Source organism: Candidatus Amoebophilus asiaticus 5a2 (assembly GCF_000020565.1).
In the GTDB taxonomy this organism is placed as follows: domain Bacteria; phylum Bacteroidota; class Bacteroidia; order Cytophagales; family Amoebophilaceae; genus Amoebophilus; species Amoebophilus asiaticus.
In genome coordinates this window covers 1,422,004-1,439,304 of record NC_010830.1, presented here as the reverse complement: position 1 = coordinate 1,439,304, position 17,301 = coordinate 1,422,004, and the positions used below count along the sequence as shown (strand labels likewise).

The window sequence follows — 17,301 nt, the reverse complement described above, 5'->3', positions numbered from 1 at the left end:
TTGTGTTTGAAGTGTAGAGTTTAATGAGACGAATGGCTATATTAAAGTAGATGTTTGATCCCTAACAATTATGGTTATATTAGTAAGGATGTTACTAGCGATAAAAACCAAGTAAAAAATTATGGGACGACTATTACATCAATGTGCCAGGACAACACAGAAAACCTGCAGAGAGATACAGTTATCAAGAGAGAGTATAGCAACTCTTGCTAGACAATTATGGAGTTAACCGTAAAACGATATCTAAATGGAAAAACAGGACCACTTGCTAAGTTACATTCGGGGCCTAAGGTAAGGCGTTCTAAGGTATTAACCCAGCAAGAGGAACAAGTGGTTATTGCTTTTAGAAAGCTCACTCAATTGCCCTTGGATGATTGTCTATATACTTTACAAGAGACCTTCCTCACTTACCTCGCCCTAGCTTGTATCGCTGTTTTCAGCGCCATGGCTACCCTAAGCTGGAGAAAGTGTATACTAAGGAGAAAATGATTAAGAAGCAGTTTAAAGCGTAACCTATTGTCTATTTTTATACAGATATAGCAGAAGTATAAACAGACCAAAGTAAACTCTACTTGTTTGTGGCACTAGATAGGACTAGTAAGTTTTGTTTGGCTAGTCTATATGAATTTGCTTCCAAATCGGTAGCAGTAGGCTTTTTGGAAGATTTAATAGCTTTTGTTCCCTATAAAATACTAACAGATAGTGGGGGTGCAATTTACTAATAGGTGTGAAGGGAAATTAGCATTAGAACACATGTTTGATTGTATATGTGAGCAAGAAGGCATAGTTCACAGAAGAACCGAGTTGGCCCATACTTGCACTAATGGACAAGTAGCGCGTACGAATAGGACTATTTAAACATACATCTAGAAATAATACGCTTGAATTTTTTAAGGTAATTAAGCTAGTTGGTGCTTCCAATTCAATGATAAGTATATAAAAGATCTTCCTGAAGAGTTGTAATTGATAATAAGCGACTTTTTATCATATAAAATTATATAGATTCTTATCTATTAGATATTGATCTTTTCTCTCTGGCTATCAGCTATACTTTGGGTACTCAAAGTATGAAATTTGCCCCTTCCATGGTATTTAAATTTGCATATAAGCTAATTGTCCTTTACATGTCTATCCCCCGATAAGCTTTAAAATATGAAAAGAGCATATTTGCTGTTTGAGTAACATATATCTTATAAGCTTATTCTTATGATTGGCATACTTATGATCTTTTGGCCAAAAGCCATTAAATACGAGTTTATAGTACTATAAGACGCATAGTATAGTTGTTTATGCGATAAACTTTATGCTTATGCTTGGAGATCAATAAGATCCTTCTTAGGATAATATCCTCACTAATTTTTAGCATATGAAAAGGACTTATACAATATCGCAGCAATACATAGCTAATGTTTTACTGATAAGCTTATGCTTACAGAGTTGTGATGGGAATTCACCTACTCCTATCCAAGAAAAGAAGATAGTCTTTATGCAGGCAGAGGGAAATGTTTCTCTCATAAATATAGAGCCTTTAGTCGGAGAAGAAGTGATAGCCCATGGAGGTCATGCTGTTACCCTTTATGTGAAAGATGGTAGGACAAAAGCAGATGTTGTGCTGAATACTGCTCAAGGATTTAGTAAAAGCTATGCAGGATTAAACGTATACATTGAACAGGGTACCAACGTTTCTATTTTTCCTCAATTAGATAAAAAGTTACAAGAGCGTCGTGTTCATCTGCAATTAGCCAAAGGTAGCCAGCCAGCAAAAGTAGTCATTTATAAAGGAGTAGGGCTAGCAGGAGGGATGATGCAAGGAGAAGGGGAAGTTGAGGAAGAATCGCAAGGGAGGAGAAAAAGAGCAAGGATTGAAATAGGAGAAGAACAGGAAGAAAATTTGATTGAGCAAAAACAAGGAATAAGTCCTTTTGATATATTTCCCTCAGAAGTATGGCAATATATTTTTTCTTATTTAAAGTTTAAAGATATTTTACTAGCAAGAGCAGTTAATAAAGATTGGAATGGACTGATCACAGGCTTTAGAGAGGCAGGTGTAGTAGGATTGGAGAATAAGCCTTCTTATATTATTAATGCACTTGGTTGGAGCAAAGACGAGGAAATAGATTTTGCCAGTAATAAGTTAAGTACAATAAACTTCGAGACAATGCCTAGTTTTGCTTTTTATAGCTTAATGGGGAAAGTTAAGAATTTACCCCAAGAGCTTAGGCCTTATTTACAAGGGACAAATGTACATACGGTTGATTTAAATGAGAATCAAATAAGTGATCAAGGTGCAGAGGAATTCGGTAAGCATTTACAAGGAACAAACGTGCACATGGTTAATTTAAGTAATAACCAAATAGGTGCTCAAGGAGCAGAAGGGTTTGCCAAGCATCTAAAAAGAACAAAGGTACATGCAGTTAATTTAAGCTTTAACAATATAGGCAATCAAGGAGCAGAAGAATTCGGTAAGCATTTAAAGGAGACAAGGGTTCATACAGTTAATTTAAGTGGGAATGAAATAGGCAATCAAGGAGCAGAAGAATTCGGTAAGCATTTACAGGAAACACAGGTGCATACGGTTGATTTAAGTGGGAATGAAATAGACGATCAAGGAGCAGAAGGATTTACTAAGCATTTACAGGGAACACAGGTGCAAGCGGTTAATTTAAGCTTTAATAATATAAGCGATCAAGGAGCAGAAGGATTTGCCAAGCATTTAAAGGAAACAAAGGTACATACAGTTAATTTAAGCTACAATCAAATAAGCGATCAAGGAGCAGAAGGATTTGCTAAGCATTTACAGGAAACACAAGTGCATACGGTTGATTTAAGCGGGAATCAAATAGGCGATCAAGGTATAGAAGAATTCGGTAAGCATTTACAAGGGACAAATGTACATACACTTGTTTTAAGTGAGAATCAAATAGACGATCAAGGCGCAGAAGAATTCGGTAAGCATTTAAAGGAGACAAGGGTTCATACGGTTGATTTAAGTAAGAATTACATAGGCGATCAAGGCGCAGAAGGATTTGCTAAGTATTTAAAGGAAACACAAGTGCATACGGTTAATTTAAGCGGGAATCAAATAGGTGCAGAAGGAGCCGTAGGATTAGCTAAGAATTTACAGGGAACACAGGTGCATACGGTTAATTTAAGCGGGAATGTAATAGGTGCTCAAGGCGCAGAAGGACTTGCTAAGCATTTACAAGGAACAAAGGTGCATACGCTTCATTTAGCTGGAAATCGAATAGGCGCTCAATGCGCAGAAGCATTGGCTAAGCATTTACAGGGAACAAAGGTGCATACGCTTCATTTAAGTATGAATCAAATAGGCGCTCAAGGAGCAGAAGGATTTGCTAAACATTTACAGGGAACACAGGTGCATACGGTTGATTTAAGCTATAATCAAATAGGCGATCAAGGCGCAGAAGCATTGGCTAAGCATTTACAGGGAACACAGATGCATACGGTTATTTTAGCTGGGAATCATATAGGTGCCCAAGGAGCAGAAGAATTCGCTAAGCATTTACAGGGAACACAGGTGTATACGGTTAATTTAAGTGAGAACCATATAGACGGTCAAGGAGCAGAAGGATTTGCTAAGCATTTAAAGGGAACAAACGTACATACGGTTAATTTAAGCTTTAATAGTATAGGCGCTGATATACAAAAATTATTAAAAGATAAGTATGCTCATATTAAGTGGGAATTTTAAAAATTTAGTAAACTAAAAAACGACAACTGTATTTATAATCTCATAAGTAAGCGAATTTAACTTTAAAGCAACATCCTGGTGCTTGAGATAGAGATACCTAATTGTCCACATATATCAACTACATTTAAGGTATCTTCTTTATCAGATTTCTTCTGAAATCCCATAAACCCTAGCTATAAACTTATTTAAACACGGCTAAGTGATAGGTTTCGGAAGAAGTCTATTATATAAAATTATATAAAGTACTGGACGTCGAAGCTTTTTGTATTAGTGGGATATTTGATTCTTTCACACGCTCAAAAATTTATGAACTGTGAACAATTAATAAAAATTTAACTGGGCGGTGGAATAAATAGGTTATTAAAATGGGTATTGTTAAACTAGTATAGTTAACTGATTATTTAATTTTAGTATTAATAAATTAAGCGATTTTTCAATCATTGGGAATTTTTACTCATATTATTTTTTTAGCATGTTTACCAGTTCATTCAAATTTTTAAGTTTATTCAAAGCATCTACATTTACTTGCATAGCAGCTTTTTCAAGCCAAAACCCATTTTATGAGCATTTTCCTCTATTCCTTCTTCTTTTTCACACCTCATTCCTAGATTAGACCTGCTGCGAAACAACTGTTATAAAAAAACAGAGGAGTATTTTTCACAATTTAGAGAACACAAAAAATAAAAATAGGCATTTAAAGTATAAAAAAGGCAGGTTGATTTTTTGTAGATAGTAAATTTATCTCTCAAAAATCCAATAGTTTTATTAATTTTCTGTTTCGCAGCGGCTCTATTGTATTGTGCACTTACATTACCCTGCTCCGCAGCTTTTTGACACCATTTAAATGCTTTAGCATGGTCCTTTTCTACTCCTTCTCCATTTATATACATTGCTGCTAAATTATCTTGTGCTTTTGCGTATCCTTGCTTCGCAGCTTTTTGACACCATTTAAATGCTTTAGCATGGTCCTTTTCTACTCCTTCTCCATTTATATACATTGCTGCTAAATTATGTTGTGCTCTTGCGTATCCTTGCTTCGCAGCTTTTTGACACCATTTAAATGCTTTAACATGGTCCTTTTCTACTCCTTCTCCATTTATATACATTGCTGCTAAAGTATGTTGTGCTTTCGCGTATCCTTGCTCCGCAGCTTTTTCATACCATTCTTTAGCTTCTTGATAATTTTTATCTACTCCCCAGCACTTGTAATACATTACTCCTAGGTTATATTGTGCTTCCATATCTTCTTGTCTTACTCTTACAGCCTTTTCATACATAGAACATAATGCATTCCTTGCTACTGAACTTCCCCTTTCAGCAGCTTTTTCATACCAGTCTCTCGCTTCTTGTTCATCTTTCTCTGTTATCATACCATTTATTATACCATTCTCATAAATCCTACCAAGCCTACATTGTGCTTCCGTATGATTTTGATAACTCGCGCTTTGATACCATGCTATAGCTTTTTTACAATCTTTAGTTATCCCCCAACCATTTTCATACAGCTTACCTAAGTGCCACTCGGCAGATCCAGTAACTTCTTTATCTTTTGACATACTATCCATTATAGTTGCTCGAGATTCTTGTCCTTGATTTTTATAATAGCCTGCTAACTTGGACATAACTACGTTGTCTAAAAAAGAAATTTTATAGTAGACCTACTGCGAAAGAGGTAAAATAGAGTAGAATTTTAAATAAAATAAAGAAGGGAGCTTGGCTCTAGCGACATTATTTGTTAAAAAGCGTACTTGAAGTTTATAAGCCCGGATATAATGTTAAAGCGAAGGTTATATTTTTTCTGAAAATTCCTGTATACCTCTGCCATAATTTTAAATACCTTGATCTCTCTTATCTTATGCTCTACCTTCATGCGTATGGAGGCTAGCTTTCTGTTATGGTCTTTTTGCTCTTTGGTTAATGGCCGCTTACGGCTCTTTTTGTAGGGTATCATTACATTGCTCTGTAGCTTTTGCCAGCCTTGATAACCACTATCTGCCAGCTTTAAGCTTTCTTTAGGTAAGGGTTTTTCTCCTTTACGGATTTTAAAGTCATGCACTCTTCCTTTATGTGATTTGGAGACAGACAGTATTCTCCCATCTTCTCTGATGACTATCTCTGTTTTTATGGTATGTCTCTTTTTCTTGCCTGAATAAGATTTCTTTTGCTTTTTACTAGGTCTTTGCGTAGGCTGTTCACTTACATCTGCTAATATGCGCAATACCTTGTCTGGGGTTAAAGTCCTATCTTTTTTAATGCTAATTTTCTTAGCTAGTAAGGGCTCCATTTTTCTTAGCAAGCGGCATATGTTAGCGTTGTGTAAGTTAAATAAGTAGCCTAGAAATACATGGCTAATATAGGTGCGGTAATATACCAAAACACAGAGCAGTTTATCCTCTAAGGTAGGTAAATGGCTCCGACGTCCATGGCGCAGCTTGCTCGCTTCTAACTTTTCAAAGACAGGCCTTACTTTTTGAACTAATTTATCAAATGTTTCTAGCCTCAATCCAGTTATTCTTCTAAAATTGTATGGGTACTTGCTTATTCTGGTGTAGGTTAAATGCATACTTATTCCTTTTAGTATATAACAAGGATTACATTTTAACCTTTTCTACTCTCTTTATCAACCTCTTTCGCAGTAAGTCTAGTACTTAATAGCCTTCGCAATCGCACGCCTACTGATACTTTTCCAAATCTCATCGCTCCAATCAAAAAAAACAAAAAAAGTAGACATGTTGGCTACTTTGTTGTCTCCTATTATAAATTGTTCTAATGCTGGATTGTTGCGTGCTTGTAGTATATCTAAAGACAAGTTGGCTTCTTTTAACCTTTCCAAACCATCAATCGTTAAATCAGTATCATTAAGGAGTAAATAAGTAAGGCTGTGGAGGTTTTTTAAATATATTAAGCTACGATCTTTAGCTATCAATTTGTTACCACTCAAATCTAAATAGGTTAACATTGATAAAGGAAGCGTACTTAAAGCATGGCTAATTTCCCATATTGCTCGCTCACATACATATGGCATAGCGAGCTTTTGTAAGTAAGCATTTGATAGATTAACCTTTTGATTACCATTTTGTAGTTGATTACGGACTTCTTTGACAAGTTTATGGAAAACATAATATTCTCGCTGGGCATAATACTCTTCTAACCTATCTAATATAATTTTCAAGCTTCCATCCTTTTCTTCTTCAATTGTTTTTGCTGCATAATTTAATAATTTATCTAAATTTTCAGGTGTAGCATTATCCATTTCATCCAGAGCCTGATGATCTATTTCAAAGTTTAAGCGAGTAAAAGTATCATTATTTCTCTCACAAATCATACTTCTAACATTGTCCTCAGCTGCTTCTCCACTGCTAGCTAAAAGCATATTTATAACAGCCGGTGCCCCCATCAACAATCCACCCCATTGTGCAGCAGAGGCCAAACTTTTCCTTTGTGACACAATACCAGTTCCTAAAAAAATAATGTGAAAATGTGATTTTTTGTATAAAGAATCTTTAGCATATTTGTATGCTTCAAAAGTAGGGTCGTTAACAGAAGCCTGCCCACCATCAACAAAACAATACTTTGTTCCATCCATAGACTTAATATTTGCAGGTGGGAAATAAGTGGTGGCTGCTGAAGTAGCCCTAGCTACATCTTTTAAATAAAAGTTCTTGCTACTATCATCTTTTGCTTCAGGGCTCTTAAGAAAGTAAGGTTTGTTTTTATTAGCATCATAAGCGGTAATAAGAACAGGACTCATTACATCTTTTAAGGTGGCCTCTTTAAAATAATCTGTTAAGACGGATTCGAAAGCCTTGGGGTTATATATATGATATAGAGCTTGTCGAATTTTCTTCTTGAGTACATTAGTAGCAGAAAATATTTTATTTCCGTTATCTTTATATATTTCTAATATTGTTTCCATATCATAAAGGGGCCGATTTGTACTAGGATCTAAAACACGCATGGCTAAAGAAATAATGCCTCCTGTCGAGGTACCCACAATTAAATCGAAACACTCACCCAACCGTACAGTAGGAGCTGGCGCATCAGGGTCTGTGAAATAGTCTAAAATTTTTGCTGCTAGTGTTTTTTCTATGTGGCTTAAAGCATAAGCTTCTAATACACCTCTAATACCCCCTCCACTTAAACTTAAAATATAACGATATGGACCTTTTTGTGTTTGAGATTTGCTAGCGCTTGTATATGATGTACTAGCTTCTTTCCCTTCATTCTCTTCATGTATTTCTTTTGGTCTTTTTCTTAGCTTATCTTCTATAGGTTTCCTATACTCTTCTGCTTCTTCAAACTTCATTCTTTCTTGAATTTACTCCACTACCATAGAGGGATCTAGTTGCTGTAGTAAAGCAATAGCAGTTTCGTGCCCTTGCTTCTTTGCTTTTTCTAACCATTCTAATGCTTCATTATAAGCTGACTCTTTTTGCCCTCCCTTTTTCCATGACTCATAGGCCCTTTGCCCTAGTCGAAATTCTGCCTCTGCTTCTCCTTCCATAGCAAATTTCAGTAACCCTTGGTATACTTCTAAACTATCTTCATCAGGAAGATCATTTAATCTAATATTATTATCTTGCGTTTCTTTACTACCTTGTTGCTTTTGTGCTTCCTCATAACCTCCATCATCAAAATCCTCTTCATCGCTCCCATCAGTATCCTCATTTTTATAGTCCTCTACATATTTTTCCTCATCTTCTTCATCTCTTTGCATCCCCCCATTAACCCTGCTCCTTTGTAAATAACTATTTTAGCTGGCTTTCCTGCGTGTGCTGGCTGAAGGTGAACGCGACACTGTTGTGCTTTTGTATCTAAGCATGGTAAATTGGCTAATGCTGCCCCTTGTTCTATATACACGTTTAAACCATCATAGCCTTTACTAAACCCTTGAGGTGCATTCATCACTACATCTGCTTTTAACTCACCAGCTTCCTCATAGAAAGTAACAGCATGGCCACCTTGAGTCGTTAATTCTTGACCAATTAAAGTCTGGATACTTGTTGGAGTAATAATTGCTTGTGTATTAGGTTGTATAAATACTATTTGCTCTTCCCCAGTAGGAATAAGTGGATGATTGTCAAATCCTCCACCACAATTTTGTAAGAGTAAGCTGATAAGTAAAATAGAGGCTATGTATTGCTGAGTTAAAGAAGAAGTGCTTTTCATAGTTGCAAAGTTTAATGAGGAGCAGAGGAACATATGATAGTTTATATCTAGCATATTTGCAAATGTAAATACTATTAGAGGGACAAATAGCTATACTTTGGATATCCAAAGTATAGCTATTTTACAACGGGTGTAAAATCAATACCTTATAGATAAGAAGCTGTATAGAAAAGTTGCTGATTAGCTATTACAATTCTTCTTGAAGAGATTCTATATGCTCAGCCCTAATTTCTGCCATTTCTTCAACAAAACTTATATGAAAATCCTTTTTTAGTATATTCTCATCAATCTCTAAATTTCTGGTACGCATCTCTTCTTCAAATCCCTTTAAAAACCCTTTCAGGCATTGTTAAATTAATATAGTCAACTGATTGTTTAACTTTGCGATTATTAATAAGTTGAGCGATTTTTCGATCATGTGTAGTTGCTTGCTATAACATTTGCCTTTACGCTTAAATATTGCTAACTAATATCGAGTCAGACTATTATATCCCTCCACAGTATATGTCTCTGCTTTACTTGGGATATGCTTATCTGGGGGAATAAACTTACCATAACTCTTTCAATAATCATTATAATAATACTTACCTATGCCTTTTATATTTTCCCACATAAGAGAGGAATCGTTTGCTAAATCTATCAACAGCAATCCATATCCAACAGTACTTTTTTTGAACCGAGATACGTGTGCAACTCATCTATTTCGACTATTTCTACTGCCTGTTCGCTTGTGAGTAAACTCATTGACTACTCCATGCTTTTATTCATTGATAAACTAATCAAATCTCTTATAGATTTTCGTTTGAAAAAAGGTTGTAAAAAATTATACTGTGGGATTTAGATGAAGTGGGCCAAAAGTCCTCTATAAATGCCGTTCTGCAAGGTGTCGCTTTGAGTAAGGATGATATAGAAATGGGGTTTAATAGCGTTTTTGTATGCTTGCCGTTATGCCAAGATTTAGAGGCAGTCGAGGATTGTACTTATAGATTTCAGGTAGAACCTGCTAACTCACTAGGGTGGAAGTTATGGTGGTGGGGAAATTTACTCGAAAGTGAAGAGCTGGCTGGTGAGCTTTTACAGGAAAGATTAAGTCAATTACTTGCTAGTAATTGTGGTTTAAGTGTAGGGTTCAATAAGGAGAATGGCTCTATTAAAGTGAAAAAGTTTGTTGCCTACATTTTGTCCAAATCTGCCATGTGTGAGGGACCATGGAAATAAATATCTTATCCGATATCAACCTGCCATGGCTGTTTCAACTACTACCACTGCTTCAATATTATCGATTGATGTTCAAGCTTTAAGTGGTAAAAAGAACAAATGCAAGGATGGGAAGGATAAACCACCAGCAAGCCAGAAACGAAGAAGAAAATCGGCTAGCACAACAAATATTCAGCAAGTAGGTAGTGAAAAAGGAAAAGAGAAGAAAGGCACAGATGAGGATAAAATAGATGATGAAATCTACATAGATTAACTATAAGTTACTAATAAGAAGTAAACATAGTGATATCAAACTGCCATACTTAGTCTTACTAAGTTAAATTAATATCGAGATAAAATATTGCTTATGTAATCCATAAAAATCGCTCGGTTTTGTGTATCTTAGCCATATTTCAAACGTAGCTAAGCAAGCACATGGAAGAAACCCAAAAACTACAAAATACCTACTCAGCAGATAGCATTCAAGTACTAGAAGGATTAGAAGCTGTAAGAAAGCGTCCGGCCATGTATATTGGCGATATTGGTCCTAAAGGATTACACCATTTGGTATGGGAAGTTGTCGACAACTCAATCGATGAAGCGTTGGCGGGTTATTGTACTACTATTAAAGTACAGATCCATTCAGATAATTCTATTACCGTATCTGATAATGGTAGAGGTATTCCTACAGACATACATGCAAAAGAAAAAAGATCTGCTTTAGAAGTAGTTATGACTGTGTTGCATGCTGGTGGTAAGTTTGATAAAGGAACTTATAAAGTTTCTGGAGGGTTGCATGGCGTAGGTGTATCTTGCGTAAACGCACTTTCCACACACTTACAGGCTACTGTATATAGAGATGGTAAAATATATCAGCAAGAATATGCCAAAGGTGCCCCATTATACCCTGTTAAAGAAGTAGGAACAACAACTCTGCGAGGAACTACTATACATTTCCAGCCAGATGATTCCATTTTTACTACAACCACTTACAACTATAGCACTATTGCTGCAAGGCTTGGTGAGTTGGCTTACTTAAATGCAGGCCTTACAATAGAATTAACAGATTTACGCGAGCAAGACCAAGAAGGGAACTTTCTTCAAGAAACCTTCCATTCAGAAGGAGGCTTAGCAGAATTTGTTGCCTACCTAGACGATGCTCGAGAGAAATTAATCCCTCAACCTATTTATATGGAGGGAGAAAAATATGATGTCCCTGTACAAGTAGCCTTAAGTTACAATACAGGTTTTACAGAAAATGTTGTTTCCTATGTCAATAACATTAATACAATAGAGGGTGGTACGCACGTAGCTGGATTTAGAAGGGCTCTCACACGTACACTTAAAAGTTATGCAGAGAAGTCCAATTTACTAGAAAAAGCTAAGGTAGAAATCGTAGGAGATGATTTTAGAGAAGGGCTTACAGCCGTTATCTCCGTAAAAGTATCTGAACCTCAATTTGAAGGACAAACAAAAACCAAACTAGGTAATGCGGAAGTGGTGGGTGCTGTAGATAGCTGTGTTAGTGAAACGCTCCAAAACTACTTAGAAGAACATCCTCAGGAAGCTAAGATAATTGTTTCCAAAGTAATTTTGGCTGCCCAGGCACGTCATGCGGCTCGCAAAGCTAGAGAGATGGTCCAACGTAAAAATGTGCTTACTGGTGGAGGGTTGCCTGGTAAATTGGCCGATTGTTCTGATAATGATCCTGCTGCTTGTGAATTATACCTGGTAGAGGGTGACTCTGCAGGTGGTACGGCTAAGCAGGGTAGGGATAGAAGATTTCAAGCTATTTTACCATTGCGGGGAAAAATACTAAATGTAGAAAAAGCCCAAGAGCATAGAATTTATGATAATGAGCAGCTTCGGAATATGATTATGGCTTTGGGTATAACTTTTGGTACAGAAGAAGATGCCAAGGCTGTTAATCTAGAAAAACTCCGCTACCATAAAGTGATTATCATGACTGATGCCGATGTAGATGGTAGCCATATACGTACCCTTATATTAACTTTCTTTTATAGGTATCTGAAAGTGCTTTTAGAAAGAGGATTCCTTTATATTGCTTTGCCACCTCTTTACTTGGTAAAACGAGGAAGTGAGTCACGATACTGCTGGACGGAACAAGATCGTATAGCAGCTGTTAAAGACTTTTCGCCAGATGGTAAAACAGAGTCGGTAAATATACAGCGCTATAAAGGTTTAGGAGAGATGAATGCTGAACAGCTTTGGACTACTACTATGGATCCTGCTGTGAGAAGCTTAAAGCAAGTTACTATAGAATCTGCGGCAGAGGCTGATCATTTGTTTTCTATACTTATGGGTGATGAAGTGGCACCACGAAGAGACTTTATTCAGCTGCATGCTAAGTATGCACAGATAGATATTTAAGGTGTCTTATTACAAAAAGGTTAGAGTTAGAGGCTTAAAAGTGAGTAGATGTATGGTTAATATTTTTAAAATGGCTAATGTATAGTTTCCATTTTAAATGTATTAGCCATATTTAAATGATATTTTAGGTTGTTTAGTCCGTTAGTAAAGGTATTAATATTTTGGTGAAAAAGGTGAGGTTTTTTTGCCATTGTTCCTCTATCAATTGCCAAGGAGTTTTGCCCTTGAGTGCCTTAAGTGTACGAGCAAAATTATAAGCTAACAAGAAGTCATTTAAGTGCCGCTCTAACTGCTGATGGCTACTATAATAATAGCTTTGCACAGTAGCCTCTTTGATTGTTCTGTTCATGCGCTCTACCTGGCCATTGGTCCATGGATGTGCCAGCTGCGTTCTTCTGTGAACGATGCCTTCTTGCTCACAAATGCGGTCAAACATATGCTCGAGCGCTAATTCTCCTTCTTTCCTGTTTGTAAATTGTACACCATTATCAGTAAGTATTTTATGTATCTTATAAGGAACAAAAGCTATCAGGTCTTGAAGAAAGCCTACGGCTGCTGACTTGGAAGCAAATGCATATAAGCGGGCATAACAAAACTTACTAGTTCTATCTATTGCCACAAACAAATACAGTTTACCCTGGGCGGTCTGCACTTGTGCTATATCTATATGGAAGTAGCCGATAGGATAAGCTTTAAACTGCTTCTTAGCTGCTTTGTTGTTAAGCTTCACTTTCTCTAGCTTAGGGCAGCCGTGTCGCTGAAAGCAGCGATGCAAAGTAGAACGCGATAAGTGAGGTATAGTTTCTTGTAGAGTGTATAGCGAGTCTCCAAGGGTAACCCTGTAAGCTTTCTAAAAGCAATAACAACCTTCTCTTCTTGCTCAGTTAACACCTTAGAACGCTTTACTTTAGGCCCCATAGGCACATCTTGGCAAGAAGTCCTATTTTTCCATTTAGCTATTGTCTTACGATTAACTCCAAAACGCCTAGCAAGGGAAGCTATACTCTGTTTTGATAACTGTATTTCTCTACGAGTTTTCTCTGTTGTCGGGCGCATTTATGTAGTAATTGTCCCATAGTTTTTTTACTTGGTTTTTATCACTAATAATATCCTTGCTAATATAACCATAATTGTTGGGGACCAAACAAATAGACCTACTGCGAAACAGAGAATCTATATAAAAGTTTAATTTTTGAGAGTTAAATTCACTATTTGTAAAAATTTAACCTGCGTTTCACATGCTTTAAATGCATATTTTCATTTCTTGTATTTTCTCAATTATGCAAAATGCACCTTTGCTTTTTTATAACAGTTGTTTCGCAGTAGGTCTAATAATTCTATTGTATTTTTACTGCAAATAAAAAACCTTCTAATCGATTTAAAGTTTTCAATACATAGTTATTCCATCAATCAAAAATCATTACATACAAATATGTGTAAAGCCATATTAATAAAAACCCGTCAAGGGGCTATCTATAGATATACCAAGAATATTGCCTTAGGTATTGCACTAGTTATAGCAAGCACCAATTTCCATACATGTGTGTCAAATGGAGTCCACCAAGTAGGAAGCAATTTAAAGATGGAAGTAAGCTCAGGGGTGGACCGACATATGGATGTTCATTTTGTGCTGAGTGATGATGTAGAAGAGGCTAGCCTTGCTGGTTATGCATTAAATGTAAATCTAATTGTCATAGAAGGAGAGCAGGATAGTAATAATTTGCTAGAATATCGTAATAGATCAGGTAAAGGTAAGAGGGCATCAAGTATCAATAAACCGTTAAACTATTTTATAGAGGAGGAAAAGTTAAACTTAGAAAGCGAGGAGTTAATGATACCTTTCAAACTTGTACCGGGAGTAGGTGTAACAAAAGTAAAAGTTCAATTTTTACTTTTGAATGAGGGTGGCAATATTCTCAGTACATCGTATGTAGATTGGAATAGTTCTACGGAAGAATCAGAAATAGTAACAGATAATAGGTTAATGCTAATAGATATTCCGAAGGTAAATGATGAAGAAAATATAGCTATATCAGTAGGTTCTGTTGCTTTAGAACAAATGGGTATGAGTACAGCAGAAGAAAGTCCGGATGGTAGTAGAAAAAGAAAGCGTAACCTAGAAAACAGTAGTAGTGCAATGAGTTTAAATGATGCTATAAAGAGAAAAGAGAAAAGAGCAAAGAGATTAGCTAAAGGCAAAGAAAGCGTAGAAACTGAAGAAGAAGCTGAAGTAGAAGTTCTACATGCTTTTATTGAAGAGATGGTTATACCTGATGTATACAGCCGTATGTCAGAGATAGAATTAGTAAAGTGTGCTAATGATAATAGCCCGTATGCTCAAGAAGCGATTGTTAGGTTGAATTTACGTTCAGGTATACATGGGTGCCTGCAATATGATCTTGAACCGGACAAATGGTCAAATATAGAAGAAAAAGCATTACAAGATCAACGATATGTTCTTTTGCTAATATATAATTATTATCGGTATACTTATTATACTAAGTACGAATGTATGGATTTCTTTAAATTACCTTTTATAGAAAAGATTATAGAAAAAGTAAGGTTGGCTGCAGAATTAGGAGATGCACTAGCTCAAACTAACTTAGGCTATATATTGTTATTTAAAGCTAATGATGAAGATAAATGGTCTACATCTGTAAAAAGAGAGGTAGCTGAAACATTTCATCAGTCCTTTTGCTGGTTAAAAAAAGCAGCGGATCAAGGAAATGCTCATGCTCAGCTTGCATTAGGGAGAGATTTCTATGCACCAGACTGCATATATGAAGACTACGAAAGAATGGCTGCCTATTATGCTCAAGCAGCTAAACAAGGACATCAAGAATCACAATTCTTATTAGGTAATTTATATCATTATGGACCAGAATCACAGATAGATGATTATAAATGGTGTGGATTTTACGAAACCTTAATACAAGCTAAAGCAGGAGACGTAGAGGCTCAATCAGAATTAGAGAACACATATCATTCTTATATTAACAGAGATGAGCTGGATATTGAAAAAGCTATTTACTGGTATAATGAGGCAGCCAAACAAGGAAATCCGGAATCCCAATATCAATTGGCCATCATGTATTTTGCAGGCCGGGGGGTAGGTTTTAGTAATAAGCGAGCTATGGAATTACTTAAGGAATCTGCAGAAAAAAATTATGATCTCGCTCTATCAAAACTAATAGATATATATTATAAACGGGGAATAGAAGAAGATATAATATATGATTCTAAGGAAGCGCTTAAATGGCTAATCAAGGCAGCAATAGGAAGTTGTGATGATGCTGGGGAAATTTTAGGAAAAATGTACTTTAAAGGAGTTCAGATGGCTCAAGATTTTTCTAACGCATTTTTCTGGTTTTATAAAGAAAGGTATTTTTCAGAGAAATACTCCCTATTTGTTACCACTCAATCAGAAGAAGAAGAGATGTCAGAAGGTTCTAATGATATGGAAGGTGGTGATAACGAACATGAGGCGTTAGAAGCTATTGAAGCAAACTTACTTGGAAACTACCAAGCAATGTTAATACAAAAGGAAAGAGACCATTTAGGCACCTGCGCTACCTTTCAAATTGGATTATATAAAAAGCTTGAGGAGATAATGTTCAAATTTATACAGTGGAATTACAAACTTAAAACGGCTAATGGGCTAATGATAAATAGCTTAGATTTTAAGGATCCAGAATTTAAACAAGCCATTGATGCACGTCAAAAGTTAACAGGTATTATACCTTATATAAAGGGGCATATATATCAGGGAAAAAGTTATATAAGTTTTGATCGGCCCATAGTTCAGTTAGCAGATGAAATTATGGAAGAAGCATTAAATCAACATTTATATAGAGAGGCTGAAAACATTCTTAATCATCTTAAACGTATATATGAAAAATTGCGTACAAAAACACATAAGCGATCAATTGATATAGAAACCAGATACCATTTACTAGATTCAGATTTGTCAGAGTTAGATAAACAGAAGCTCTCACAAAACTTAGAAATAGAAAATGCATTAGAAGAGATATATACAAATAAATTAAAATTGCTTGAAGACCAGATCGTAGAATTGAGGACTTATTATCAGGCACTATTTAGGCAGATTGAAAAAGGGTCAGGTATTCGTAATAAAAATTTTAGAAAAGAGCGCAATATGATTTTAAGAATAGAAGAACCGTATGCATACCCTCGTACCTTATTTAGCTTTAAAGTTGTTGAAAAAGATTTTAGTATCTAAAAGATAAACGTATAACCAACCAAATTATGTATCAATTATTTTTTAATTAATCTAGTAACTTATTATAAAATATACAGCATCATTAACATGGCCCTAGCTAGCGAAGGTAAATACTCCTTATTTTATTTCTTAAGCTGGATGTTTATTATCCTTAAGCCTTTTTATAAAATAGGCCGCTTTTATAATGCTATCCGTAACTATGGCTACGTCGCTACTTATAATGGTATAATTATTTATTTAAAACACACTATAGCTTATTCAAGCTAGCAGCCAGAATTCTAGTTTTAAAGGAAGCAGCCAGTTAAGAAATTGCTATAGCCCAAACGGAATTAGTACTTTCCATAACAGTTAGAAGAAACTAAAGAAGCAGCCACACAATTTGAAATTATTATGGCAACGTAGTTACCGTAATTGTACAAGAGGCAGAAATGCGTAGTATGAAGTTTCAAGAATACAACTATAATTCTTATTCAAGAAAATGATGAACAGGGCCCTGAAGAAGAATAAGGGTAAAATATATCCATCCTCTATTTCACTTTGTAAAGCGAAGAGGAGAACTGATACAAATTAGATTGATATATACATATACAGG

General features: G+C 35.7%; 11 protein-coding genes and 3 pseudogenes. 6 read left to right on the top strand and 8 right to left on the bottom strand.

The window, feature by feature from the left end; all coding sequences use genetic code 11:
• Positions 1 to 121: 121 nt before the first annotated feature.
• Positions 122 to 855, top strand: a pseudogene (locus tag AASI_RS05715) (DDE-type integrase/transposase/recombinase); the annotation flags it as partial.
• Between the two features lie 511 nt (positions 856 to 1,366).
• Complete coding sequence (locus AASI_RS05710; protein ID WP_012473216.1) at positions 1,367 to 3,712, top strand: F-box/LRR-repeat protein; 2,346 nt, start codon at positions 1,367 to 1,369, stop codon at positions 3,710 to 3,712.
• A gap of 632 nt (positions 3,713 to 4,344) precedes the next feature.
• On the opposite strand, the gene AASI_RS05705 is transcribed toward AASI_RS05710, so the two are convergent.
• From AASI_RS05705 to AASI_RS08675, 7 genes and pseudogenes are all read right to left on the bottom strand, one after another.
• Positions 4,345 to 5,334: an SEL1-like repeat protein gene (locus tag AASI_RS05705; protein ID WP_012473215.1), complete on the bottom strand. Its 990-nt coding sequence runs from the start codon at positions 5,332 to 5,334 to the stop codon at positions 4,345 to 4,347.
• A gap of 113 nt (positions 5,335 to 5,447) precedes the next feature.
• Positions 5,448 to 6,275 carry an IS5-like element ISCaa6 family transposase gene (locus AASI_RS05700; protein WP_012472753.1) on the bottom strand — a complete coding sequence of 276 codons (828 nt, stop codon included), beginning with the start codon at positions 6,273 to 6,275 and terminating at the stop codon, positions 5,448 to 5,450.
• A 78-nt stretch (positions 6,276 to 6,353) separates the two neighbouring features.
• Positions 6,354 to 8,018 carry a patatin-like phospholipase family protein gene (locus AASI_RS07720; protein WP_012473214.1) on the bottom strand — a complete coding sequence of 555 codons (1,665 nt, stop codon included), beginning with the start codon at positions 8,016 to 8,018 and terminating at the stop codon, positions 6,354 to 6,356.
• Positions 8,019 to 8,030: 12 nt separating this feature from the next.
• A complete protein-coding gene (locus AASI_RS05690; RefSeq protein ID WP_012473213.1) occupies positions 8,031 to 8,429 on the bottom strand; it encodes a hypothetical protein in 399 nt (132 codons plus the stop codon).
• Positions 8,393 to 8,881 (bottom strand): hypothetical protein, encoded by a 489-nt coding sequence (locus AASI_RS05685; protein WP_012473212.1) that lies wholly within the window; start codon positions 8,879 to 8,881, stop codon positions 8,393 to 8,395. The genes AASI_RS05690 and AASI_RS05685 overlap by 37 nt, the downstream gene beginning before the upstream one ends.
• Positions 8,882 to 9,068: 187 nt before the next feature.
• On the bottom strand, positions 9,069 to 9,191 hold the full coding sequence (locus AASI_RS09230; RefSeq protein ID WP_262481529.1) for a hypothetical protein: 123 nt from the start codon (positions 9,189 to 9,191) through the stop codon (positions 9,069 to 9,071).
• 39 nt (positions 9,192 to 9,230) lie between these two features.
• Positions 9,231 to 9,625 (bottom strand): annotated as a pseudogene (locus AASI_RS08675) (IS1-like element ISCaa4 family transposase); the annotation flags it as partial.
• 147 nt (positions 9,626 to 9,772) lie between these two features.
• Between AASI_RS08675 and AASI_RS05680 the strand changes: the two are divergent.
• From AASI_RS05680 to gyrB, 3 genes are all read left to right on the top strand, one after another.
• Positions 9,773 to 10,099: a hypothetical protein gene (locus AASI_RS05680; protein WP_148204974.1), complete on the top strand. Its 327-nt coding sequence runs from the start codon at positions 9,773 to 9,775 to the stop codon at positions 10,097 to 10,099.
• Positions 10,080 to 10,352, top strand: coding sequence for a hypothetical protein (locus AASI_RS05675; RefSeq protein WP_148204973.1), 273 nt, complete (start codon positions 10,080 to 10,082; stop codon positions 10,350 to 10,352). Before AASI_RS05680 ends, AASI_RS05675 begins: the two co-directional genes overlap by 20 nt.
• Before the next feature lie 161 nt (positions 10,353 to 10,513).
• Entirely contained in the window at positions 10,514 to 12,469 is a 1,956-nt protein-coding gene (gene gyrB / locus AASI_RS05670) for a DNA topoisomerase (ATP-hydrolyzing) subunit B (protein WP_012473209.1), read from the top strand.
• A 133-nt stretch (positions 12,470 to 12,602) separates the two neighbouring features.
• Here gyrB and AASI_RS05665 read toward each other — a convergent pair.
• Positions 12,603 to 13,545: pseudogene (locus AASI_RS05665) on the bottom strand (IS481 family transposase).
• Between the two features lie 356 nt (positions 13,546 to 13,901).
• Between AASI_RS05665 and AASI_RS05660 the strand changes: the two are divergent.
• On the top strand, positions 13,902 to 16,709 hold the full coding sequence (locus tag AASI_RS05660; RefSeq protein ID WP_012473208.1) for a tetratricopeptide repeat protein: 2,808 nt from the start codon (positions 13,902 to 13,904) through the stop codon (positions 16,707 to 16,709).
• The last annotated feature ends 592 nt before the right edge of the window (positions 16,710 to 17,301 follow it).